Here is a 23,244-nt window from a genome sequence, read left to right as displayed (position 1 = left end):
CTCCACGGCCCTGCGATGGACCGTCATTCACCCTAACGAGAGCGCACCTGGCAGGGCCAATCCAGCGCTGGTGAGGTTGCCCACCCGGGCCGCCCCGGACCCGGCGCCGGTACCCCCGACCGCGCGTCCTGGCACTGGTTCAGGACGCTGGTTTAACGGAGCTGGTTCGGGGAGCTACTTCGGGACGACCTTCGCGACGGCGGTGCGCATCTCGACCACCGCGTTCTTGCTCGCGTTGATGGCCTGGTAGCAACCGTCGAGCAGCTTCAGCACCTGATCTGCGCTGGTGCTCCAGTTCTTGTAGATGGCCTGGTAGATGTCGTACTCACCTTCCCAGCTGGCGCCCAGCGACTGCACGAAACCGTCAAGGTCCTTGATCAGCCCGGCCAGCGCACTCTTCTGCCCCCCAAGGCTGCCGTGCACGGTGTCGGCCGTGCCGTTGTGGAACGCCAGGCAGCCGGCGGCCGATCCGCCCCCGCCGCCCCCACCACTTGCCGCTGCCTGCATTTCGGCGTCACCTCACTCGCTAAGCCAACCCGTTGCTGGTCGGTCCGTACTTGTTGTACTGGTTGTTGCGCCACCGGTACCGGTCTCCCGGCTTTCTCGGTACGGCACCGACGCTAGCCGTTCTGCCGCTGCCGCAGGCGGTTTCGGGATGGATAGGACTCCCCACGCCCGGCCACCACCAGCAGTACGGCACCGGCCAGCAGCACACCGGCAAGCAGCCAACCGCACCAGCTGCCGGCACCGGCCACCGCGTCCGGAACCGTGGCGGGAACCAGCTGACGCACCGCGGTGGCCGCCGCGGCGCCCAACAGGCTGCCGGCGGCGAGCATCCGGCGCCCGGGCGGCGCCTCGGCGCGGAGCGCGCCCGCCGTCACCGCGATGGCAACGCAGCAGGCCGCGGCCAGCAGCCACTGCGCCCAGACCGCGCCGTCACCGGTGTCGAACAGGCCACCCTGGCTGTTGCCGACCGAGCCGGCCGGCCCGTCGATCCGGTACAGCGGCGGTGCCAGCAACGCCAGCGTCGCGATCACTCCGACGGCGACCAGCGCGGGCAGCTGCCAGGCCGGCCCGGCCTTGGAGAGGTCAGTGAGCTCGGCGCCGTCGGACCGGTCGGTCGCGGCGCCGCTCGACTCGCCCTCGGGTGCCGATTGTTCCGACGCCGACTGTTCCGACGCCGACTGTTCCGACGCCGATTGTTCCGACGCCGACTGGGCCAGCAACGCCAGCAGCGCCGCGACCACCGCGAACAGCGCGGCCAGACCGAGCAGGTAGAGGCCGGGCCCGGCCGTCCACCGCACCACACCGCCGAGCTCGGGCGCCAGGTCAGGACTGCCGGCGATGGCCCGGTCGGCCTCTGCCGTCGCCGTCTGCAACGAGCTCAGCACGGTCAGCGGTGCGGCCACCGCCAGCGCCGGCACCGCCCACAGCACCAGCAGCGCGCCGCGACCGCACCGTCCCGGTGCTGCGGCCGCCGGCAGCAGACCGGACAACGTGGCGACGGCGGCAAGCAGCAGCACCGCACCCGCCGCGGCGCTGACGCCGCCGAACACGTCACCGACGCCGGAGGCATCGGCGGCCGCGGCCGCCGGCCGAGCGCCGTCGGCCAACAGCCGCGGCACAGCGGCGCCCACCAGCGCGGCGACTCCCGCAACGGCGGCTGCGGCGGCAGCGGCCAGCAGCGGCCAACGCGTGGCGTCAGGGGTCGGCGCCAGGTAATCGCTGGACGGCCCGCCGGCGTCACCGGCCGCATCGTCGGCACCGGCGGCACCGGCAGCGCGATGGCCGGCGGCGTCCGGGCCGGTGGCGTCAACGGGTCGCCGCCAGCGGGTGGCTGAGGTCAGGCCGGTGAGGGTCAAGGCGATGCCGCCGATCAACAGCACCACCGGACCAGACGTCAGCTCCACCGGGGCACCGGACGCCGCCACCCACAGCGCCACCACGGCCGGAACCACCGCCGTCGCAGCCATTCCGCCGAGCAGCGACACCGCCAACGCGCGCGGCAACGTGCCGGACAGGATCACCGCGGCCAGCGCGATGAGCACCACGACGAACGGCAGCGCCAGCGACCCGATGTCGGTGCCGGGCAACGAGTTTCGCGCAACGATGTACCCGCCGGCGTACGGATTCTGCGCGGCCCCGACGCCCAGCAACGCCAGCGCGAGGAAACCGGCGCCGAGCAGGGCGCCGTTGCTGGGACGTTCCGGCTGGTCGAGGTCGTCGGCCCGGTCGGCAAGCCAGCGGGTCAACGCCCGCGCCGCCAGCACCCCGCCGAGCACCATCAGCAGATCGGCGACCGGCAGCAGGGCCGCAATACCGTTGACGCGCAACGGAAATGCCCGCCCGGACAGCGGATAGAACAGCTCGGGGCGGGCCACCGACGCCGGCTGCCAGAGCACCGCGAGATCGGCGCAGAGCCGCCCAAGGCTGATGATGCCGGCACCGGCGGTGACGGCGGCGCCCCACTGCGGGCGCGACAGCGTCAGTGCCACCGCTATCAGCGCCGGCAGCAACCCGGCAAGGGCCGCGGCGGCGGCGGCGGCCACCGAGTCGGGCACGTCGCCGGACACCACGCCCAGCGCTGCGGTGATCGCGGCCAGCACCGCACCGGCGGCCAGCAGCCCGGTCCCGGCCATGGCCAGCCGGCCGGGTCGCTGGTTGCCGCTGGTGGCTGGTGCTGCAAACGGCTCGGTCGGCAGCTGTTCGGGGGAAGGCCGGGACACACCGCGACGGTAGCAACGCCGCGGAGCCGAGCCGCTCAGTCGGCGGGGTCGACCAGCGCCAACAACTCGTCGAGAAAATCGGTCGCCTCCGCGGCGGCGCGGTCGGGGTCGGCGTCGGCGATCGCGTCGACCAGGCGGCGATGCCGCACCTGCTCGGCCTGCCGGCGTGGCAGGGTGCCGTCAGCCGGCGCCGCGAGGCCGGGGAGCTCGCTGGTGGTGGCCACGCTGGCGGTGATCGCTTCCAGCAGACCCCGATGCATCTGGAACAACAGGTCGTTGTGACCGCTGCGCACCACCGCGGAGTGGAACGCGGTGTCGGCGCGCGCGAACTCGTCGCCGCTGTCGCGGGCGTTGCCGCCGGAGCGGCCCGGCTTGCCGGCATCCCGCGCGGCGTCCTGCGCGGCGTCCTGAGAAAGCTTGTCCCAGGCGGAGTCTCGGCGCTTCAGCAGCCGGCGCAGCTCGACCAGATCGGCGTCGGTGCGCGCGGTGCCGGCCAACCTGGCACCGTCCACCTCGAGGGCGCGGCGCACCTGCAGCACCTCTCGCAGCTCCGGTGCGCACAGCCGGCGGATGGCCCCGGCCATCTCACTGGTCGCCCGGACGTAGGTGCCGTCGCCCTGCCTCACCTCGAGCAGCCCGACGTGCGCGAGCGCCCTGACCGCCTCCCTGACGGTGTTGCGGCCGACGCCGAGCTGGGCGACGAGGGCCGGTTCGGTGGGGATGCGCTCGCCCACCGGCCATTCGCCACCGGTGATCCCGGCGCGGAGCTGCTCGATCACCTGGTCGACCAGGCCGGCGCGCTGCGCGGTGGTCAATCCCACAACGGGCCCCAGCTCACGGCATTCATCCAATCATCCTATCTATGCCAGCATGGTTCGGTGACCACCACGCCCGCCCAGCCACCTGTCGACGCACGTTCGGACGCGTGTTTCGGCACGGAGTCCGGCGCGGAGCTGGAGCTCGACCCAAGCCTGGAGACGACCGTCACGGACCCACCGGTCGACACCGGCATGGCCGGCGCCCGCGTCGCCGGCGGCGCCCTGCTGGCCGCGGCAGTGGTGCTGGTCGCGGTGAACCTGCGACCAGCGATCACCAGCGTCGGGCCGCTGCTGGACGACATGCGCGGTGAGCTGAGCACGTCGGTGTTGTGGGCCAGCGTGCTCACCACGCTGCCCGGGTTGTGTTTCGCCGCGGCCGGTGGCGCGGCGCCGGCGCTGGCGCGGCGGATCGGCATCCGCGGCGCGATCGCCATGGCGTTGACCGTGCTGGCCGTCGGCCTGGTGGTCAGGGTGCTGGACGGGTCGTGGCTGGTGCTCGCCGGGACCCTGGTTGCGACGGGCGGCATCGCGCTGGCGAACGTGCTGCTGCCGGTGGTGGTGAAGAGCTCGTTCCCGGCCAGGATCGGGCTGATGACGGGCGTCTACACCGCAGCGCTGCAGTTCGGTGGCGCCGCCGGCTCGGCAGCCAGCCCGCCGCTGGAATCGGCACTGGGTGGCTGGCGGCAGGCGCTCGGCGCCTGGACGGTGCTGGCCGCCGTCGCGCTGGCGCTCTGGCTGGTGGCCGCCGGTCGTTCCGGCCCGCGGGTCGGCGTTGTCGGCCCGAAGGCGCACGGCAGCTCGATGCTGCGCCGCCGGCTGGCCTGGATCGTCACGCTGTTCTTCGGTCTCCAATCATTTATTGCCTATGTGGTGATGGGCTGGCTGCCCAAGGTGTTCATCGACGCGGGGGTGAGCAAGGGCAACGCCGGGTTGCTGCTCGGCCTGATCTCGCTGATCGCGGTGCCGATCAGCCTGGTGGTGCCGGCTGCCGCGGCGCGCCGCGGCAGCCAGAGCGGATGGATCGTCGGTCTCGGAGTGTCCGGCATCGCGGGCGTCATCGGGATGATCGTCGCGCCCGCCGCGGCGCCGCTGCTGTGGAGCGTGCTGATCGGCATCGGGATGAGCGTTTTCTCGTTGGCGCTCACCGTGATTGCGCTGCGCGCCCGCACCGGCAGCGAAACCGCGCAACTGTCCGGGATGGCACAAGGTTTCGGCTACCTGCTCGCCGCCGTCGGCCCGTTCGCGTTCGGCGTGCTGCACGACCTGACCTCCGGATGGACGGCGTCGCTGCTGATGCTGCTGGCGATCTGGCTGCTGCAGATGGTCTTCGGCGCGCTGGCCGGCCGACCGCGATACGTGTAGCAGCTCCGTCCTACCGCGGCTGCGACTGTGGCTGCGACTGCGACTGTGGCTCGTCGAGCTGGCCGGCGAACGCCCGCAACTCGGCAACGAGGTCGTCCGGAACCTCAAGGGCGGCAAAGTGTCCACCGCGCGGCATCGCCGTGTAACGCACCACGTTCACCAGCCGCTCGCACCACTCGCGGGGTGACGGCGCCTCCCTCGGGAAGATCGCCACGGCGGCGGGTGCGGCCGGTGCCGCCGGCGCCGGTTCGCCCCAACCCGGCCCGGAAACCGCTGCCTGGTAATACATGTCGGCTGCCGAACCGGCGGTGTTGCTGAACCAGTAGAGGCAGAAGTTGGTGATCAGCTCGTCCCGGCCACCGAAGGCACTCTCGACGTCGTGCTCGTCGGCGCCGGTGTCGATCAACCCGAGCTGGAAAGCCGCCAGCCCGGCCGGCGAGTCGGCAAGGGCCGGCCCGACGATCTGCGGCTTGGTCGACTGCACCAGCGCGTAGCCACCCTGGGTCATGAACCACTGCTGGATGAAGCCGGCGTACTGCTGCTCGGCCTCGCTGAGATCGGATTCCTGCCCGGTCGGGTACTCGACGTTGGTGAGGAACAAGCCGGTGACGGCGTCAGGGTGCTGCCTGGCGATGCGCGGGGCGATGTCGGCGCCCCAGTCGCCACCGCCGACCATGAACTGCTGATAGCCAAGCTCTCGCATCAGCTCGGCGAACAGGTCGGCCACCTGCTGCGGCGAGCGCGCCGGGCCGCCGGAGAGCGGGAAGCCGGGAATGGCGGGGGCGACAACATGGAATGCCGGGCTCTGCGGATCGTCCGGCTCGGCCAGCGCATCCAGCATCCGCCGGTAGCGGAACGGCGTGTCCGGCCAGCCGTGGATCAGCAGCAGCGGCCGGGCATCGGCGCGCGAGCTGACCCTGTGCAGAAAGTGCAGCCGCACCGTGCCGGACGTCCCACCGGTTGACGGTGCGGTGCCGGACTCGCTGCCGGGTGCCTCGGCCGGCTCTGGCAGCGGAAGCTCGGCGATGAACTGCGGAATCTCGTTGAGCCGCGCCTGCTCTCGGCGCCAGTCGTAGCTGCTGAGCCAGTAGCCCACCAGCTCACGCAGGTACTCCCCCGAGGTGCCCCGCGCGAAGTCGGGGTTCGGCGCTCCGTCCGGAAAGCGGGTGTCGGCCAGCCGCCGGCGCAGGTCGGCGAGTTGCTCGTCGGTGACGGTGAGCTGGTACGGGGTGATGCTCATCTGCTGCCTCGTTTCGATCGGTGCCTCGGCGGCGGGGTCGGCTTACCTCGACGACGCTATCGACCAAACTGGACAGCAAATGTCCACAATCGGAGCGAGAATGTGTTTCGTGGACAGATTGCCGGCGTTGCTGGATCTGCTGCGCGGCGTGCCCGGCGCCACCATCGCCGAACTGGCCGAACAACTGGGCGTCACCGAGCGGACGGTGCGCCGCGATCTGGACAGGGCACGGGAGGCCGGCGTCGAGCTGGCGGTGCGCCGGGGTCGCGGCGGCGGGGTGCGGTTGGTGCGTGACGCGAACCTGCTGGCGCTGCGCTTCACCGAGGACGAGGCCCTGGCGCTGGCGCTGGCTCTCGGTGCCGTCGGCGCCGACCCGGAGCTGGCCGCCGTCGCAACATCGGCCCGCCTGCGCCTCGCCAGGGTGTTGAGCGAACGCTTCGGCGAGCGCGTCGCGGCACTGGCCGAGGTGCCGCCCGAGGAGCCGGTGTCGTTGCTTGGTAGCGACCGGGTCCGCGCCGAGACCCTGCTGGAATTGTGCGTCGCGGTCGCGCGGCGACGCCGGGTGGAGCTGGCGTACCGGTCCGGTTCCGGCGCGGTGACCCGGCGCCCGGTCGATCCGTACCAGGTGCTGCGGATGGCTGGGCACTGGTATCTGGTCGGCTTCTGCCGGCTGCGGGGCGGGATGCGGGTGTTTCGCGTCGACCGGGTGAACACGGTGCGGCACACGGACATTGCCGTTGTGCTCCCCGAGGGGTTCACCGCGGCCACCGCGGCCGACCTGGTGGCGGCAGGGGTGCGCAGCTGGGCAGCGGACCCGCTGCGTTGCGAGTTCGTCCTCGGGCTGGAGCCGGACCAGGCCAGGGCGCTGGCGCCCGCGTACCGGCTGGAGCTGACCCCGCATCCCGACGGCGCCGCCGGGCTGATCCTCGCGCAGCCGGAGCATCTGCCGCAGATCGCACGCTGGCTGCTCGGCCTGGACGCCGCTGTTCGGGTGCTGGGCCCGGACGCGCTGCGGGACGAGCTGTCCCGACTCGCCGCCCGAGCAGCCACCCTGGCCGCCCGGCCCGCACCCCAGGCGTCCGGCCCGGCGGCGGACCCTACGTCTGGCGGTGCCGGGCAGCCGGCCGCGGCCGGAGCGGCGGGTCGATCCCGGTAGGTTGCAAGCACCGTGTTTGATCCCGTTCTTTTCACCCTGATGGCGGCCGGCCTGCTGCTGGCCGCCTGGTCCGGGTTGTGGGCATACCTGCGGCGGCCGGTCAACACCGTGCAGTGGTGGTGGGGCGCTGTCCTCACCGGTTTGCTGACCGTGCAGTCGGTGGTCGCCTGGGTGCGGCTGATCGGACCAGCATCGGTACCCGAGACGGTCACCTTCATCGCCTACTCCGCCGGTGTGTTGATCCCGCTGCCGGTCGGATTGTGGATGGCCAGGTTGGAGCGAACCCGTTGGGGCAGTGTGGCTCTGGCGTCCACCGCGGTGGTCGTCGCGGTGATGCTGCTGCGGCTGTGGCAGCTGTGGCGGGCCGGCAGTGCCTGAACCCGCCGAGCGGGAGCTGCCAGGATCCCGGCCAGCTTCGCGGACACCCGAGCCGCCGGCACCCGCCGCACCCGACGACACCGATCTGGAGAGCGGGCCGCGTCGGGCGTTGGCCACCCTTTACGGCATCTTCGCGCTGGCCGCGACCGCGCGCGCCGTCGTCCAACTCGCCACCCAGTTCGACCAGGCACCGCTGGCCTACTCGCTGTCGCTGCTGTCCGGGTTGGTGTATCTGGCCGCGACGGTCGGCCTTGCCACCCAGCGCCGCTGGTCGCGGCCGCTCACCCTGGTCGCGGTCTGCGTCGAACTCGTTGGGGTGCTTGGCATCGGCCTGTGGTCGCTGCTGGACCCTGCGCTGTTCCCGCACGACACGGTGTGGTCGAAGTTCGGCTACGGCTATGTCTTCATCCCGGTGGCGCTGCCCATCCTCGGCCTCACCTGGTGGTGGCGCACCCGCCCGGGAACCAGTGGCGACGGCGACTCCGCCCGCTAGCGGCGATCGCTCACCAGGCACTGCACTGCGCTTGCACTGGGCTTGCACTGCACAGCGCTTGCACTGCACAGCGCTTGCACCGCACAGCGCTTGCACCGCGCAGCGCCGCATTGCGTAGCGCTGCGTTGCCGCCTCGGGTCAGAGCTTGACCATCGGGACGCCGCCGATCAGCATCAACCGGACCGTGCCGGACGAGCCGAAATCGATGGTCGCGGTGGCCCGAACCCCCACTCCCTCAACGGATTTCACGGTGCCGAGGCCGTACTTGTCGTGCGAGACCTTGTCCCCGGCCGCCAGTTCGAGCGGCGGCTTGTTGCCGACGCCGGCCCCCCGCGCCGGGTGCCGCTGCCCGAACCGCGAGGCCGTCACCGGAGACGACCGCCCACCCGAGTCGTTGCCGCGGCCGGAGCCGAAGGCCCGTCCTGAGAAGAAGTCGTCGCGCTCGACGAACGGCCGGTGTTCCACCATCCGGCGCCAGTCGAGTACCTCATCGGGAACATCGTCCAAGAACCGGGAGGGCGGGTTGGAACCCGGCTGTCCCCAAGCGGATCGGCTGACCGCCCGGCTCAGATACAGCCGGTGCCGGGCCCTGGTGATGCCGACGTAGGCAAGGCGCCGCTCCTCGGCGAGTTCCTTGTCGTCGCCCAGCGCCCGCTGGTGCGGGAAGATGCCGTCTTCCATGCCGGTGAGGAACACCACGGGGAACTCGAGCCCCTTCGCCGTGTGCAGCGTCATCAGCGTCACCACACCGTCGTCGGAGTCCGGGACGGCGTCGGCATCGGCCACCAGCGACAGCTGCTCGAGCACCCCGGCGAGCATCCCTGGGCCGTCGAGCGGCCTGGCCAGCTCCTCACTTTCGGCGGCGGCGCCGCCGAGTTCCTCGTCCGTCGGGGCCACCGGGTTCGGCGGCGGTTCCACCTCGTCGGCGATCGAGCCGGCCGCCGCTGCGCCGTCGGTGCTGCCGGCTGCCGTACCGGTGGCGGTGGACTCCTCAGGGAGCGAACCGTCTTCGGCCAGGCCCTCGGCGGCGGCCTGGCGGGCGGCCAGCAGCAACTCGGTCTGCTCCCGCAACACGGTCACCAGCTGCTCGAGGTTCTCCAGCCGCGAACCGTCCTGCGGGTCGTCGCTGGCGGCCAGCTCGGCCCGGTAACCGCTCTGCTCCAGCACTTCGGTGGCAAGGTCCGCAGGGTCGCCGTCGACCGACTCCGGATGGTCGGGGTCACTGATCACCTTGGTGAGCGAGGCCATCAGCTCGTTGAAGCCGCTGATCGCCTTCACCGAACGCGTTGCCATGCCCGGGATCTCGTCGACCCGGCGCAACGCGTCGGCGAACGGGATGCGTTCCTGCTCGGCGAACAGCGCCACCTGCGCCTCGGCGCGATCGCCGATGCCGCGCTTCGGGGTGTTCAGCACCCGGCGCAGCGACACCTCGTCCGCCGGGTTCGCGACCGCCCGCAGATAGGCCAGCACGTCTTTCACTTCCTTGCGCTCGTAGAAGCGCACCCCGCCGACGATCCGGTACGGCATGCCGGTGCGGACGAAGATGTCTTCAATGGCGCGGGAGGCGGCGTTGGTGCGGTAGAAAACAGCGACGTCGGAGTAGCGGGCGGCGCCGTCGTCGACCAGCGCGTCGATCTCCCTTGCAACGAAACGGGCCTCGTCGTGTTCGGTGTCGGCGACGTAGCCGACGATCTTGACGCCGTCGCCCTCAGCCGTCCACAGGTTCTTGGCGCGGCGGTCGCGGTTCCGCGAGATCAGCGCGTTGGCCGCGGTCAGGATGTTCTGGGTGGAGCGATAGTTCTGCTCCAACAGGATGGTACGGGCGTCCGGATAGTCCCGCTCGAACTCGGTGATGTTGCGGATGGTGGCGCCGCGGAAGGCATAGATCGACTGGTCGGCGTCGCCCACCACCACCAACTCGGCCGGCGGTACCGCGGGGGCCGGTGCGTCCGTGCCGTCGTCGACCTCCGGTGCCGTTCCGCCCACCAACTCGCGGACCAGCATGTACTGGGCGTGGTTGGTGTCTTGGTATTCGTCGACCAGCACGTGCCGGAACCGGCGGCGGTAGTGCTCGGCCACCGCCGGATAGGTCTGCAGCAGCGCGACGGTCTCCATGATGAGATCGTCGAAGTCGAAGGCGTTGGCCTGCCGCAGCCTGGCCTGGTAGCCGGCGTACACCTCGGCGGTGATCTTCTCGAAGTCGTTCTCGGCGCGCTCGGCAGCGGTGGCCGGGTCGATCAGCTCGTTCTTCAGATTCGAGATGGCCGCCGCCAGCGTGCGGGCGGTGGTGCGCTTGGTGTCGAGCTCCATGTCGCCGGCGACCATGGCGACCAGCCGCTGGGTGTCGGCGGCGTCGTAAATGGTGAACGAGCTCTTCATGTCGAGGTGGGCGGCCTCGGCGCGCAGGATGCGCACACACATGGAGTGGAAGGTCGACACCCACATCGCCCTGGCCCGGCCACCCACCAGGTCGGCCACCCGCTCCTTCATCTCGGCGGCGGCCTTGTTGGTGAAGGTGATCGCCAGGATCTCCCCCGGGTGCGCCCCGCCGGCGGCCAGCAAATAGGCCACCCGCCTGGTGAGCACTCTGGTCTTGCCCGAACCGGCACCGGCCACCACCAGCAGCGGCGAGCCGCGGTGGGTGACCGCGGCGCGTTGCTGCGGATTGAGTCCGGCCAGCAGCGCCTCGCCCTCTGACGTGCGGTCGCCGACGCGACCCGGCCCGGCGGTGCGGGCGGGCTTGCGGCCGACGGGCGCCCCCGAAGCCGAGGATCCCGAGCGTTCAGAGGATTCGGGGGATTCAGAGGATCCCGGGGATTCCGGGGATTCGGGGGAAAGATCGAACAGAGAACTCATGACCGCCCCACGCTAGCGCGCCGCACCGACCCCGCCGATCCAGGCGATGGCGCCAAACGACCGAAAATGGCTTCTCGTTGCCGATGGCACGCGGCGCAACGCTGCCGTTCCCGCGACGAGAAGCCAAAAATGACCATTAAAGGACCGTCACTGCAGGATCAGCATGCCGACGAAGAACGCGCCGTACAGCGCCACACCGATCAGCATGGTGCCGGCGGTCAGCTTGCGGAGGCGACCGAGCAGCAGCATCAGCGCGATCGACACCAACGTCATCACACCCGCCAGCGTCACGGTCGGGGTGAAATGCCATGGGGTGAAGGCGATACCGATCGCCGACGGCACGGTGGCCTGGATCATCATCGAGCCGGCGACGTTGGCCAGGGCGAGTTCCGACTTACCTCTGCGGACCCAGATGACGGCGTTGAGCACCTCCGGCAGCTCCGTCGCGATCGGCGACAGCAACAGCGCCGTCACCGCCGGGGCCAGGCCCAGCTGCGGCCCGATGCTCTCGATCTGGATCACGAACAGCTGGCTCGCGGCGAAGATCACCGCAAGCGTGCCGACGGTCTGCACGGCGATCGCCCAGGTGGCCGGCCTGCCCCGTTTCGGTTGCAGCCGCAGCGGTTCCAGATCCTCGTCGGAATGCGCGCCGTCGACCTTCGCCGAGCGCAGCTCACGATGTACGTAGAGGGCATAGGCGAGCAGGAAGGCGATGGCCAGCCAGGGTTTCCAGCTGAACACCACGATGCCGAGCACCAGCTTCGCGATGAAGATGACGAAGAACCAGCCCTGGTCTTCCAGCAGCTCGTCGGAGCCGGCCGGCCGGACCTTCGCCGACCGGTGCACCAGCATCAGCACCGCGCCGATCACCGCATAGGCGATGGTGGACAACACCAAAGGTCCGCCCATCGCCGCGCCGATGCCGATCTCATCGCGGGCCTCGGGATCGCTGCCCGGCAGCAGCACGGCGACCAGTGTGACCACCGACTCCGGCAGCGCCGTGCCCACCGCCGCCAGCACCGAGCCGACCGCGACGGTGCCGACCTGCATCCGCGCGCCGAGCCACTCGACCGCGTTGATGAACCATTCACACGCGAGATAGATGAGCGCCGCGCTGAGCAGCAGCAGAAAGACCGCGAGCAACATCCGTGCCGTCCTCCGGCACCGGGTGAAATCCTTGCCGCACCTGAAATTTCGAGCGGATGACTTCGACCCCGGCGCTCCGCCGGCCGCTGCCGACGGGTCGTCGTTGGTCGAAGGTCTCGCTCAGCCCGGCGGTACCGGGCCCTCCGCGCCGGAGGCCTGTCCGAGGCCTCAGTATGTCGACGGCGGTGTCCGCCCGGATGTGGACCGGGCGGCGAACTACTCCCCTTCGTTTTGTGGACTCCGTCCACAAAACGAACGGGGCCCACCCTTCGTGCTCGATCTCCGCTCGCACACTCGCGTTGATCAAGCCGGCGAACTCCGTTCGCCTTCGAACGGGGCCCACCCTTCTGTTGTGGACTCCCGCTCATCAACGAACGGGGCCCACCCTTCGTGCTCGATCTCCGCTCGCACGCTCGCGCTGATCAAGCGGGGCAACTTTACCCCGACAGCGGCGGTGCTGATGCGTTCGGCGGCGGGGCGACAACAGGTGTCCACAGGTCGATTCCACATCGCGGGAGGGGCTTCCCACGTTCTGCGGGCGTGTGGTCTACTTGAGGCGTGTCCCGCCTCGTGCAGCGATTTTTCTATGGGTACCGGATCCCGGTGCCTGACGTTCGCGTGTCCTGACACACCACCCGTCACGAGCCCCGAGATCCTCAGCGATCCGGGGCTCTTGTCTTGCCTGGCTCGCCGCGGATCTCGGCCCACCACCGAAGTTTCCGTCACGAACCAGGAGAACAGCCATGAGAACGAGGACGCTGATGGACGCCGAACCAGCACCGCTGCCGCAGATCGAGGTTCCGTCCGATCAGGCCGGGATCGACGAGCTGCGGGTGGAGATCGACGCCATCGACAGCGAACTGGTCCGGCTGATCCAGCGCCGCACCGCCATCTCGCACGCGATCGGCGCGGCCCGCAAAGCCATGGGCGGCCCGCGGGTGGTCTACTCCCGCGAGATGGCGGTGCTCGACAAGTTCCGCGACCTCGGCCCGGCCGGCACCGACCTCGGCATGATGCTGCTGTCGATGGGCCGCGGCCAGCTCGGCCGTCCGCGCGGCTGACCGGCCGACGGCGCCGGCCGGGCCAGGCTAGACCAGGCGGCGGTCGGTGGCCCAGCGGGAGAGCTCGTAGCGGTTGGACATCTGCGTCTTGCGCAGCACCGAAGACACATGCGTCTCAACGGTTTTGATCGAGATGAACAACTGCGAGGCGATCTCTTTGTAGGCATAGCCGCGGGCCAGCAGCTTGAGCACCTCACGCTCGCGGGGCGAGAGCAGATCCAGCTCGGGATCCCGGACCTCGGTGCCCGGCCGCTGGGCGAAGGCGTCAAGCACAAACCCGGCCAGCCGCGGCGAGAACACCGCGTCGCCGGCGGCCACTCGCACCACCGCGTCGGCCAGTTCCCGTCCTGAGATGGTCTTGGTGACGTAACCGCGGGCGCCGCCGCGGATCACGTTGATCACGTCCTCCGCCGCGTCCGACACCGACAGCGCCAGGAACACCACGTCGGGGTGCGTCCCGTGCACCTGGTCGAGGACGGCCCGGCCGCCACCGTCTGGCATGTGCACGTCCAGCAGCACCACGTCCGGCGGTTCCGCGGTGATCCGCACCACCGCCTCGCCGACACTGCCGGCCTCACCGACGATGTCGAGCCGGTCGTCGTGCAGACCGGCCAGTTCGGCCTTCACACCGGTGCGGAACATCGCGTGGTCGTCAACCAGAAACACCCGCACCGGCCCCCGCGCGGCCGCGCCGGCACCGTCCGCGGCCTCGGGCACCGCGCCGGCCCCGGCACCGGCAGCGTTGTCGGTGGGTTGATCGTTGCCAGCGAAAGTCATCAGCTCTCCTTCTTGCGCAGGTCGACCTTGTCGGCGCCGGCGTCGAGCGGCATCGACAGCTCCACCTCGGTGCCCTGGCCCGGCGCGGAACGGATGGTGGCCGTACCACCGTGCCGATCCATCCTCCCCCTGATCGATTCGGTGACGCCACGCCGGTCCGGGTCGATTCCGTCCTGCTCGAAGCCCTTACCGCGGTCGCGCACGAACACCTGGGCGGTGCCGTCCTCCACCTCGGCGTACACGCTGATCTCGGCCTCGCCCGAATGCTTGGCCGCGTTCACCATCGCCTCCCGCGCCGCTGCCACCAACGCCCCGAGGCCGGGGTTCATCTCGGCGTCGCCGACCACCACCGGCGCCACCTTCACCGCGTAGGTGTCCTCCACCTCCCCGGCCGCGGTGGCCAGCGCCGAGGCCAGCTGAGTATCCACCTGCGGTGCGGTGCTGCCCGTCGCGCCGGTGCTGAAGGTGGCACCGGTGGCGTAGCCGGCCGGGCCGTACAGCCAGGTGCGCAACTCCCGTTCCTGGCCGCGGGCCAGCCGCAACACCTCCCGAGAGTTCTCCGACTGCCGCTGGATCAGCGCCAGCGTCTGCAGCACGGAATCGTGCAGGTGGGCGGCGATCTCGGCGCGCTCGCGTTCGGCGATGCGCTCCTGACGCTCGGTGCCGAGCGCCCTGACCAGCCGCAGCCACCACGGGATGGTGATCAGCGCGACGCCGACCAGCGTCAGGATCACCGCGACCAGCACCGAGCGCAGGGCCGCGAAGTCGAACTGGCTTAGCGCGAACACCACCAGTCCGCCGACCACCAGCGCCACCCCGGCGCCGAGCCGCCACCAGGCGCTGGCCCCCGGCGTGACGAACCCGGCGGCGGACCGACGCCAGCGCGCCCTGCGGGTGTCGTCCGCCTCCCGCCAGATGAACACGGCGCCGACCGCCGCAACACCGAGCGGCCCGAGAATCCAGCCCAGCGAGCCGGTCAGCCCGAGCACGCTGGCGATCAGCAACAGCGCCAGCCCGAGTGCACCGAGCCCGACCGCCTGGCGTCGTTCCCGCGAGCTGGGCGGACGCACCGACCCATCGGCGGTGCCGGCGGCCGCTTGCGGGACGAACACCCACAGCAGCGCGTACGCCACCACGCCGGCGCCGCTGGCGATGGCGAGCACCGCGAAGGCCACCCGGATCCACAGCACCGGCAGCCGCAGATGCCCCGCCAGCCCGCTGGCGACGCCACCGAGCACCGCCCCGGAACGGGACCGCTGCAGCCGCGGCAGCCCGTCCGGGGTCAGCTTCTGCACACTCACCCCTCCACCCTCACATGCGCCGGGGCGCGCGGGATCGGGGTGCACCCTGGTTATCGGAACCAGGGTGATCCCGGATAGTGCCGCGACCGCCGCCTGGGCAGGCTGGGTCCATGAGCAGCGACGGGCAGTTCCCCACCGGCTGGGGCGACACCGCACCAGAACGGCGCCGGTTCCGCCGCTCGGCCCGCGACCGCAAGCTGGCCGGCGTCGCCGGCGGCATCGGCCGGGGGCTGGGCATCGATCCGATCCTGATCCGCGTCGCGTTCGTGGTGCTCACCATCTTCGGCGGCACCGGTCTCGCGCTGTACGCCGCCGGTTGGTTGCTGCTGCCCGACGACCAGGACGAGGTGTCACCCGCCGAGGCCATGCTGGGGCGGGGTCACTCGTCGATGTCCGGACCGTTGACGCTGGTGCTGGCCGCTTTTGTCCTGGTGTCTGCGGCCTCCGCGGTGACCCTGGGGTTCAAGCTGCTGCCGGCCGCCGCGGTCGCTGTCGTCATCTTTGTGGTGCTTGGCCGCAAACACTCCTGCCATCAACGCAGGTCGAGCCGGCCGCGAGAAACCGTAGGCGGCGCCGGGCACCGACTCGCCGACAGCACAGCCGAGTGGAGCGAGAAGGCAAGTGCCTGGGGTGACGATGTCAGCCGCCGCGCCGAGCAGTGGGGCAAGCACCTCGGCCGCCGCGCCGAACGGTGGGGCCAACGGGTCGGCCGCCGCGCCGAAGAGTTCAGCCGCCGGCTCGGCGACAAGGTCGGCGGGCATCCGCAGCGGCCCGGCTCGGAACCCGTCCGCCTGGGCAACGCCGACGACGCGTTGGTGCGGCACGAGTATCTCCACAACCCCGACCGCACCGGCGGCCGCTCGCCCTTCCCGCAGCCGGCGTTCTGGGACAGGTCCGACTCCGATCGGGTCGACCTGCACAAGCGCACCACTGCCGAGCGTCCCGCCGGCGCCGACCCGGCGACGGCCGCGGCGGCACGTCCCGAGGGCGGCTCAGCACCCGAGGGCGGCTCCGCACCGGAGCCCGAGCCCGGCACCGCACCCGAGTCCGGCACGGCGGCGTCGTCCGGCCTCGAAACGCACCGGCCGCCGCAGTGGGATCCGTTGGGGGCAGCGCCCTTTGCCTGGGATCTGCCGGAGCCGCCACCACCGCCGCCGTCGGCGCAGCAACTGGCGCGGCAGCGGCGCGGCACCGCCATCACCAGGGTGACGCTGGGCGCCGCGCTGCTCACCGGGGCGCTGCTGGTCGGCGGCATGTTCGCCGGGCTCTGGCCGGGGCTGCACTGGTCGGCGATCAGCGGCGCGGTGCTGGCGGTGCTGGCCATCGGCATCCTGCTGGCGGCGCTCACCGGGCATCGCCCGAAGCTGATCGGGCTGGGCGTTCCGGTCGCCGTGATCACCGTGCTGCTGTCGATGGCCGGTATCGGCGGGGTCGGCAACGTCGGACGCACCGCGTGGACGCCGACGACGGCGGAGCAGGCGGCCGGTGAGTTCCACCTGCAGGCCGGCGACGCGGTGCTGGACCTGCGGCAGGCCAACCTGGCCGGCGGCGCGGTGATCAACACCAGCGCCGAGGTGAACACCGGCCAGCTGACCGTGATCGTCCCGGCCGGCGCTACGGTCAACGCAATATGTTCGGTCAACATGGGCTCGGTGAAGTGCCTTGGCCAGACGGCCGATGGTTTCGCCGACGAGCGCACCGCGCAGCAGATCGGCCGCGGCACGGGCAACCGGCCGGTACCGGTGATCAACCTGAAAACCCATGTGGGACTTGGCCAACTGGAGGTGCGCCGTGGCTGATCAGCAACCCGCTCAGCGACCGACCTCGGAACCTACCCAGCCGGGCCCGAGCATCGCCGGACTGGTGTGGGGCTTGATCTTTCTGGCCGTCGCGGTGGTCGGCCTCAGCGGCTCGGTCGGTTGGCTGACCTCCGGAGTGCTGCGCTGGCTGGTCGCCGGCGGGGTCGCCGCCGTCGGGCTGATCCTGCTGCTGACCGCGCTCCCCCGGCGGCCAGGCGCGGACGCCTGATCGCCGGCCCAGTGTGGGCGAGCGTTGGCTGAGTTGTTGAGAACCGACCGACACTCCGCCCGCTGACCCCTCCGACCGACGTTGACACCGGCCCGGTCAGGTCTGGGGCGTCGGCTCGCGGCTGACGTCGTTCGGCGGTGCGCTTCGCCGGGCCATCGCGAGCGCCACGCCGGCCACCGCGACGCAGCCCACCGCAACCACACCGAGTGCGAGGCCCCGGCCGCGGTCGCCGAAACCGACCAGCTGGCTGGTGAGCCCGGCCGTCCCGAACTGCAGCAGCCCGATGACGGCGGAGGCCGCGCCGGCGACCGGCCGGTGCCGGTCCATCGCCAGCGCGGACGCGTTCGGCAGCGTGAGACCGACCGCGGACACCAGCACCCACAGCCCGATCAGCACCGGTCCCAGCGGCCACCGCAACCACACCGCCAGCATCAGCAGCAGCGCCCCGGCCGCGGCCTGGACGACGCCGAACGTCAGCAGCACCAGCGGCCGGGCACCACGGCGCAGGGCCACCGCAGAGGTCTGCCCGGCCACAACGATGCCGACCGCGTTCGCCGCGAAACACAGCGAGAACTGTTGCGGCGTCAGGCTGAAGCCGTCCTGCAACAAGAACGGTGACGCCGAGATGTAGCCGAACATCGCGGCGGCGACCGCGGTGCCGGCCAGCACGTACCCCATCGTCACCCGATCACCGAGCACCGTCCCGACCGCGCGGGCCAAAGCACCGAAACCGCCGGTGGCCCGGCGCCGGGGCGGCAGCGTCTCGTCGATCACCAGCGCGGTCGCCACCAGCAGGGCAACTCCGATACCGGCCAGCACCCAGAACACCAGCCGCCAATCGCCCCACCGCAGAATCTGACCGCCGATCAACGGCGCCAGAATCGGTGCGAGACCGTTGATCACCGTCATGGTGGAGAAGAAGCCGGCGGCCCTGCGACCGGCAAACAGATCGGCCACCACCGCGCGCCCGACCACGATCCCGGACGCTCCCGCCACCCCCTGCAGCAGCCGCAGCCCGATCAGCACCGGCATGGAGGTGGCCACCGCGCAACCGATGCTGGTCGCGGTGAACACCGCAACGCCGACCAGCAGCGGCCAGCGCCGGCCCAGCCGGTCGGACAGCGGCCCGACCACCAGTTGCCCGACGCCCAGCCCGACGATGCACGCGGTCAGCGACAGCTGCGCCATCGCCTCGGTGGAACGCAGCGCCGCCGGCAACTGCGGCAGCGCCGGCAGGTACATGTCCAGACACAGCGGCCCGAACGCCGACAGCGCGCCGAGTGTGATCACCAGTGCCGCAAGGCTTTTGCGCTGCCCCGGTGCGCGGTCCGACGCCCGGCCCCGGCCCGATACCCGCTTCCGGTCCGGCGCCGGCTCCTGGCCCGGCTCCGGGTCGGGTTCCGGTGCGCTCACTCCCATTCGATGGTGCCCGGCGGTTTGCTGGTGATGTCCAGCACCACCCGGTTCACCTCGTCCACCTCACCGGTGATCCGGTGCGAGATCCGGGCGAGCAGCTCGTCGGGCAGCCGGGTCCAGTCGGCCGTCATCGCGTCCTCACTCGACACCGGCCGTAACACGATCGGGTGCCCGTAGCTGCGGCCGTCGCCTTGCACCCCAACGCTTCTCACGTCCGCCAGCAGCACAACAGGGCACTGCCAGATCATTCCGTCGACGCCGGCGGCCGTCATCTCCTCGCGGACGATGGCGTCCGCCGCCCGCAGCGTCTCCAGCCGTTCGGCCGTCACATCGCCGATGATCCTGATCCCGAGTCCCGGCCCGGGGAACGGGTGCCGCGCCACCATCGCCTCCGGCAGGCCGAGGGTGCGGCCGAGCGCGCGCACCTCGTCCTTGAAGAGCGTGCGCAGCGGTTCGACCAACTCGAAGGTCATGTCTTCGGGGAGCCCACCGACGTTGTGATGCGACTTGATGGTGGCGGTGCCGCTGCCGCCGCCGGATTCGACCACGTCGGGATACAGCGTGCCCTGCACCAGGTATCGGATGCCGCCCTCGGCCTCGGAGATGTCGGCGGCGGCTTGCTCGAACACCCTGATGAACTCCCGGCCGATGATCTTGCGCTTGGTCTCAGGATCGCTCACCCCGGCCAGCGCTCCGAGGAACCGCTCGGAGGCGTCGACGGTGACCAGCTTGATGCCGGTCGCCGCAACATAGTCCCGCTCCACCTGTTCCCGCTCGCCCTGGCGCAGCAGCCCGTGGTCGACGAACACGCAGGTGAGCTGGTCGCCGACGGCCCGGTGCACCAGCGCGGCCGCCACCGCCGAGTCGACCCCGCCGGACAACCCGCACAGCACCTTGGCGTCGCCGATCTGGGCGCGGATGGCGGCCACCTGCTCGGCCAGAATCTCACCAGGAGTCCAGTCCGGCTGCAGGCCGGCAATGTCGAACAGGAAGCGCCGCAACACATCCTGGCCGTGCTGGCTGTGGATCACCTCGGGGTGGTACTGCACCCCGGCGAGCCGCCTTTGCAGATTCTCGTAGGCGGCGATCGGGGTGTCGGCGGTCGCTGCGGTGACGGTGAACCCGTCCGGGGCCTGGGCGACCGAGTCGCCGTGGCTCATCCAGACCTGCGCCGTCGGCGGAACGTCTTGCAGCAGCACGCTTTCCGCGCCGGCGTCGCCGGACGTTCTGGTGAGCGTGGTCGAGCCGTACTCCCGGCGACCGGTGCGGTCCACCCGGCCACCCAGCGCCGTCGTCATCGCCTGGAAGCCGTAGCAGATGCCGAACACCGGTGGCCCGGCGTCGAACAGCCGCTGGTCGATCTGCGGGGCGCCGTCGGCGTACACGCTGGACGGCCCACCGGACAGGATGATGGCTGCCGGGTCGCGGGCCAGCAGCTGCGGCAGCGGCGTGCCGGACGGCACGATCTCGGAGTAGACGCCGGCTTCCCTCACCCGCCGGGCGATGAGCTGCGCGTATTGGGCGCCGAAGTCGACCACCAGCACCGGCCGGTGCGAGGGTGCCGGCGGCTGGCTGTTCACTGACTCTGTTTGCTGCTGGGGCTGACCCATCGACGGCTCCTTCTGCGCTGGATACCGTGCGCCTCGGCCGCCGGCCCCGGACGAATCACCATCCGTTCGGCACCGGGCAACCGTCGACGCGACGGCACTCTCGGCGCCGACCGGTCCCTCCCCGGGCTTTTGTCCCTGAGGTGTTCGCGGCTCGCGGGTGCGAGCACGCGGTTGTGGCGCTCGGACCTGCCCGGCTGCCGCCCGCTTGTCGACCAGACCGTCATCGAGACTGTCAACAAAGGGGCGCGCGCAGCCGGCGGAACCCTAGCCACCGTCGTCGGTCAGCGTGCTCAGTCTAACCAGGCAGGCCGGCGCGACGCTGCGAGGAGGTCAGCACCGTCACCGCCAGCGCCAGCAGCACCGGCAACGTCAGGATCGCGGCCATCGCGTTCAGCCCGCCGAAGCCCCAGAGTGCCTGCGCCGGACCGGATCCGGCCGCGGCGACGGCGGCCGCGATGTTCATCGCCATGTCGGAGGCGCCCTGCACGGCGGTGCGGTGCTCCACCGGTACCGACGCGGTCAGCAGCGTGGAGCCGCCGACCAGGCTGCACGACCAGCCGAGCCCGAGCAGCCCGAGCCCTATCGTCACCCACGTCATCGACGTCTGGCCCAGCCCGGCGGCCAGCGCCGACCCGAGAAACAGCAGCTGCCCGACCACGATCACGGCAGTCGATCCGAAGCGGTCACAGGCCATGCCGACCAACGGCGAAAAGGCGTACATGCCAAGCACATGCACGCTGATGGTGAGCCCGACCACCTGCAGCGAGGCGCCATGGTGATTCATGTGCACCGGCGTCATGGTCATCACCGCAGCCATCGCGCAGTGCCCGAGCACCACCGCCAGCAGCGCCCACCGGGCCGTCGGCAGTTTCGCCACCACCCGCAGCGCTGCCCGGACGCCACCCGCCCCGCCGGTGGGCGCGGCCGGGTCGACGGGGGTATGCGCCCGTACCAGCGTCAGCGGGTCGGGGCGCAGCAGCACCCACATGAACACCGCGCCGGCCCCGAGCACCACCGCGGAGATGACGAAGGCCCCACCCAGCACCGGCAACCCGAGCCGATCGGCCACCCACTCGCCGGGGCCGCCCAGGTTGGGGCCGAGGACGGCACCGATGGTGGTCGACCACACCACCAGCGAGAGCGTCCGTGCGCGCTTGTCCGGCGGCGCCAGATCGGTTGCGGCATAACGGGATTGCAGGTTGGTGGCGGTGCCGGAGCCGAACATCAGCATGCCGAGCACCAGCACCGCGGTGGAGTGGGTGGCCGCCGCCACCACCAGCAGCACCCCGCCGACGGCGGCGGTGGCCCAGCCGAAGCCGAGCGCCGGCCCCCTGCCCTTGCGGGTGGCCAGCAGCGCCAGCGGAACGGCGGCCAGCGCCGCGCCGAGGGTGCTGGCGGTGCGGGCCAGCCCCGCCCAGGTCTCCGAGTTGGTGACGTCCTCGGCGAGCAGGGCGCCGAGTGAGGCACCGGCGCCGATCCCGATGCCGCCGACGATCTGCGCGGCCACCAACAACCGGACGGTGCGGCGCTGCACCGCGGCAACGGCGGGTAGCGATTGCCAGCTGTTGCTCACGCGGTGCGCGGCAGGTCGTCGAGGGCGGTGGCCAGCCGGTCGGCCAGCTCGGCCAGCAGCGGCCGCGGCATGGCGAAGTTCAACCGCAGGAATCCGGGTGCGCCGCAATCGGTTCCGTCCACCGCCACGATGCCGGCGCGTTCCCGCAGGTACGCACCGATCGGTGTGCCCCGCACCGTCCCGTCCGGTGCCGAGAACGCCCGCAGATCGAGCCAGGCCAGGTACGTGGCGTCCGGCCGGCGAAAGCCGACGCCGGCGAGTCCGGCCAGCCGCTGCGCGAGCAGGTTCCGGTTGCCGTCCAGATAGCGCAGGGTGTGCCGCAGCCACGGTCCGCCCTGGTTGAACGCTGCGGTGTTCGCGACCAGCCCTGGCAGCGCGGCGCCGTGGGCGGCGAAGTCGCCGAGTTCACCAACGGCGGCGCGGCCGGCAGTGCCGGTGACGATGGCGGCTGCGGTCTTGAGTCCAGGCAGGTTCCATGCCTTGGACGCCGACACCGCGGTGATGGTGTGCTCGGCCGCGGCGGCCGAGGTGCTGGCGTACGGGACGTGGCTGTTGCCGGGATAAACCAGCGGCGCCCAGATCTCGTCGGCGAACACCTGGCCACCATGCCGATCGACCACCTCGGTGAGCGCCGCCAACTCGCCCCGCCCGAACACCTTGCCGACCGGGTTGTAGGGGTTGCACAACACCAGCAGCGCGCCGCCGGCGGCGAACGCCGCGTCGATCCCGTCGAGATCGAGTCGATAGCCGCCGGATGCTTCCGGATCGGGAAGCAAACCGACGGTGAGCACCTCGATGCCCCACAACGGCGGCAGCGACAGGAACGGCATGTAGGCCGGGGTCGGCAGAATCAGCTTGCCGCCGGGCGGAAGCAGCCGGCGGACCGCGAGCTCCAGGGCAGCGAGCACGTCCGCTTGCGGCACCACGGCGTCCGGATCGACGTTCCAGCCGAACTTTTCCGCCTCGAACCTGGCCACCGCGCCGGCGAACGCCTCCGCCGCCGCCGGCGGCAAGTAGCCCACCGCTCCGTCGTCGATCGATCGATGCAACGCCGCGCTGATTGGTGGCGCCATCGGCACATCCATCTCGGCGATCCAGGCGGCGAGCTCGCCGGGTTGGGTGATCGCCCACTTTAGGCCGCCGCGGCCACGCAGGGTCTCGGCCGACAGTGCGTCCAGCTGCTCGTCGAAATCCTCCGCTGCGGTCGGCGCGGCGTCGGCGGTCGCGGCGTCGGCGGTCGGTGCGTCGGCGGCGGGAAGGTCTCCTTGTGCGTTGGCGGCCGAGTGCATGGATTCACACTCTC

General features: G+C 71.3%; 19 protein-coding genes. 7 read left to right on the top strand and 12 right to left on the bottom strand.

Features of this window, described 5'->3' with window-relative positions:
- Positions 1-174: 174 nt before the first annotated feature.
- The 3 genes from HKD39_RS09450 to HKD39_RS09440 all read right to left on the bottom strand — a co-directional run bounded on the left by HKD39_RS09450 (position 175) and on the right by HKD39_RS09440 (position 3,541).
- Positions 175-507 carry a WXG100 family type VII secretion target gene (locus HKD39_RS09450; RefSeq protein ID WP_171199614.1) on the bottom strand — a complete coding sequence of 111 codons (333 nt, stop codon included), beginning with the start codon at positions 505-507 and terminating at the stop codon, positions 175-177.
- Positions 508-620: 113 nt separating this feature from the next.
- Positions 621-2,726 carry a hypothetical protein gene (locus tag HKD39_RS09445; RefSeq protein ID WP_171199613.1) on the bottom strand — a complete coding sequence of 702 codons (2,106 nt, stop codon included), beginning with the start codon at positions 2,724-2,726 and terminating at the stop codon, positions 621-623.
- 35 nt (positions 2,727-2,761) lie between these two features.
- Entirely contained in the window at positions 2,762-3,541 is a 780-nt protein-coding gene (locus HKD39_RS09440; protein ID WP_212754394.1) for a FadR/GntR family transcriptional regulator, read from the bottom strand.
- 195 nt (positions 3,542-3,736) lie between these two features.
- On the opposite strand from HKD39_RS09440, the gene HKD39_RS09435 reads away from it, so the two are divergent.
- A complete protein-coding gene (locus HKD39_RS09435) occupies positions 3,737-4,906 on the top strand; it encodes a CynX/NimT family MFS transporter (protein WP_171199724.1) in 1,170 nt (389 codons plus the stop codon).
- A gap of 10 nt (positions 4,907-4,916) precedes the next feature.
- Here HKD39_RS09435 and HKD39_RS09430 read toward each other — a convergent pair whose 3' ends face one another.
- Positions 4,917-6,146 carry an epoxide hydrolase family protein gene (locus HKD39_RS09430; RefSeq protein ID WP_171199611.1) on the bottom strand — a complete coding sequence of 410 codons (1,230 nt, stop codon included), beginning with the start codon at positions 6,144-6,146 and terminating at the stop codon, positions 4,917-4,919.
- A 109-nt stretch (positions 6,147-6,255) separates the two neighbouring features.
- Between HKD39_RS09430 and HKD39_RS09425 the strand changes: the two genes are divergently transcribed.
- The 3 genes from HKD39_RS09425 to HKD39_RS09415 are packed head-to-tail and all read left to right on the top strand — an operon-like array spanning position 6,256 to position 8,173.
- Positions 6,256-7,302, top strand: coding sequence for a WYL domain-containing protein (locus HKD39_RS09425; protein ID WP_171199610.1), 1,047 nt, complete (start codon positions 6,256-6,258; stop codon positions 7,300-7,302).
- Positions 7,303-7,314: 12 nt separating this feature from the next.
- Positions 7,315-7,680: a hypothetical protein gene (locus HKD39_RS09420; protein ID WP_171199609.1), complete on the top strand. Its 366-nt coding sequence runs from the start codon at positions 7,315-7,317 to the stop codon at positions 7,678-7,680.
- Positions 7,673-8,173, top strand: a complete 501-nt coding sequence (locus HKD39_RS09415; protein WP_212754341.1) for a hypothetical protein — start codon at positions 7,673-7,675, stop codon at positions 8,171-8,173. Before HKD39_RS09420 ends, HKD39_RS09415 begins: the two co-directional genes overlap by 8 nt.
- A 138-nt stretch (positions 8,174-8,311) precedes the next feature.
- Here HKD39_RS09415 and HKD39_RS09410 read toward each other — a convergent pair whose 3' ends face one another.
- Together HKD39_RS09410 and HKD39_RS09405 are read right to left on the bottom strand one after the other, a co-directional pair.
- Positions 8,312-11,029 carry a UvrD-helicase domain-containing protein gene (locus HKD39_RS09410; protein WP_171199608.1) on the bottom strand — a complete coding sequence of 906 codons (2,718 nt, stop codon included), beginning with the start codon at positions 11,027-11,029 and terminating at the stop codon, positions 8,312-8,314.
- Positions 11,030-11,176: 147 nt separating this feature from the next.
- On the bottom strand, positions 11,177-12,175 hold the full coding sequence (locus HKD39_RS09405) for a sodium:calcium antiporter (RefSeq protein WP_212754339.1): 999 nt from the start codon (positions 12,173-12,175) through the stop codon (positions 11,177-11,179).
- A gap of 743 nt (positions 12,176-12,918) precedes the next feature.
- Between HKD39_RS09405 and HKD39_RS09400 the strand changes: the two genes are divergently transcribed.
- Entirely contained in the window at positions 12,919-13,236 is a 318-nt protein-coding gene (locus HKD39_RS09400) for a chorismate mutase (protein WP_171199607.1), read from the top strand.
- Between the two features lie 27 nt (positions 13,237-13,263).
- On the opposite strand, the gene HKD39_RS09395 is transcribed toward HKD39_RS09400, so the two are convergent.
- Together HKD39_RS09395 and HKD39_RS09390 are read right to left on the bottom strand one after the other, a co-directional pair.
- Complete coding sequence (locus HKD39_RS09395) at positions 13,264-14,013, bottom strand: response regulator (protein WP_171199606.1); 750 nt, start codon at positions 14,011-14,013, stop codon at positions 13,264-13,266.
- Complete coding sequence (locus tag HKD39_RS09390) at positions 14,013-15,314, bottom strand: PspC domain-containing protein (protein ID WP_171199605.1); 1,302 nt, start codon at positions 15,312-15,314, stop codon at positions 14,013-14,015. Before HKD39_RS09390 ends, HKD39_RS09395 begins: the two co-directional genes overlap by 1 nt.
- Positions 15,315-15,424: 110 nt before the next feature.
- Between HKD39_RS09390 and HKD39_RS09385 the strand changes: the two genes are divergently transcribed.
- A complete protein-coding gene (locus HKD39_RS09385; RefSeq protein WP_171199604.1) occupies positions 15,425-17,113 on the top strand; it encodes a PspC domain-containing protein in 1,689 nt (562 codons plus the stop codon).
- Complete coding sequence (locus tag HKD39_RS09380) at positions 17,106-17,342, top strand: hypothetical protein (protein ID WP_171199603.1); 237 nt, start codon at positions 17,106-17,108, stop codon at positions 17,340-17,342. Before HKD39_RS09385 ends, HKD39_RS09380 begins: the two co-directional genes overlap by 8 nt.
- A gap of 96 nt (positions 17,343-17,438) precedes the next feature.
- Here the strand turns inward: HKD39_RS09380 and HKD39_RS09375 are convergent, their stop codons facing one another.
- The 4 genes from HKD39_RS09375 to HKD39_RS09360 form a co-directional block, all read right to left on the bottom strand.
- A complete protein-coding gene (locus HKD39_RS09375) occupies positions 17,439-18,755 on the bottom strand; it encodes a multidrug effflux MFS transporter (protein WP_343074659.1) in 1,317 nt (438 codons plus the stop codon).
- Complete coding sequence (guaA, locus tag HKD39_RS09370; protein WP_171199602.1) at positions 18,752-20,368, bottom strand: glutamine-hydrolyzing GMP synthase; 1,617 nt, start codon at positions 20,366-20,368, stop codon at positions 18,752-18,754. Before guaA ends, HKD39_RS09375 begins: the two co-directional genes overlap by 4 nt.
- Before the next feature lie 295 nt (positions 20,369-20,663).
- Positions 20,664-21,941 carry an MFS transporter gene (locus HKD39_RS09365; protein ID WP_171199601.1) on the bottom strand — a complete coding sequence of 426 codons (1,278 nt, stop codon included), beginning with the start codon at positions 21,939-21,941 and terminating at the stop codon, positions 20,664-20,666.
- On the bottom strand, positions 21,938-23,230 hold the full coding sequence (locus HKD39_RS09360; protein WP_171199600.1) for a MalY/PatB family protein: 1,293 nt from the start codon (positions 23,228-23,230) through the stop codon (positions 21,938-21,940). Before HKD39_RS09360 ends, HKD39_RS09365 begins: the two co-directional genes overlap by 4 nt.
- Positions 23,231-23,244 lie beyond the last annotated feature (14 nt).

It is taken from the genome of Nakamurella aerolata, from assembly GCF_013002705.1.
Taxonomy (GTDB): Bacteria; Actinomycetota; Actinomycetes; order Mycobacteriales; family Nakamurellaceae; genus Nakamurella; species Nakamurella aerolata.
This window is presented reverse-complemented; position numbering and strand designations above follow the sequence as displayed.

Excerpts from the sequence above, each read along its gene's own strand:
- HKD39_RS09405 (WP_212754339.1), bottom strand. The coding sequence starts at position 12,175 with ATGTTGCTCGCGGTCTTTCTGCTGCTGCTCAGCGCGGCGCTCATCTAT.
- HKD39_RS09395 (WP_171199606.1), bottom strand. The coding sequence starts at position 14,013 with ATGACTTTCGCTGGCAACGATCAACCCACCGACAACGCTGCCGGTGCC.
- guaA (WP_171199602.1), bottom strand. The coding sequence starts at position 20,368 with ATGGGTCAGCCCCAGCAGCAAACAGAGTCAGTGAACAGCCAGCCGCCG.
- HKD39_RS09400 (WP_171199607.1), top strand. The coding sequence starts at position 12,919 with ATGAGAACGAGGACGCTGATGGACGCCGAACCAGCACCGCTGCCGCAG.
- HKD39_RS09430 (WP_171199611.1), bottom strand. The coding sequence starts at position 6,146 with ATGAGCATCACCCCGTACCAGCTCACCGTCACCGACGAGCAACTCGCC.
- HKD39_RS09435 (WP_171199724.1), top strand. The coding sequence starts at position 3,737 with ATGGCCGGCGCCCGCGTCGCCGGCGGCGCCCTGCTGGCCGCGGCAGTG.
- HKD39_RS09450 (WP_171199614.1), bottom strand. The coding sequence starts at position 507 with ATGCAGGCAGCGGCAAGTGGTGGGGGCGGCGGGGGCGGATCGGCCGCC.
- HKD39_RS09410 (WP_171199608.1), bottom strand. The coding sequence starts at position 11,029 with ATGAGTTCTCTGTTCGATCTTTCCCCCGAATCCCCGGAATCCCCGGGA.
- HKD39_RS09385 (WP_171199604.1), top strand. The coding sequence starts at position 15,425 with ATGAGCAGCGACGGGCAGTTCCCCACCGGCTGGGGCGACACCGCACCA.
- HKD39_RS09360 (WP_171199600.1), bottom strand. The coding sequence starts at position 23,230 with ATGCACTCGGCCGCCAACGCACAAGGAGACCTTCCCGCCGCCGACGCA.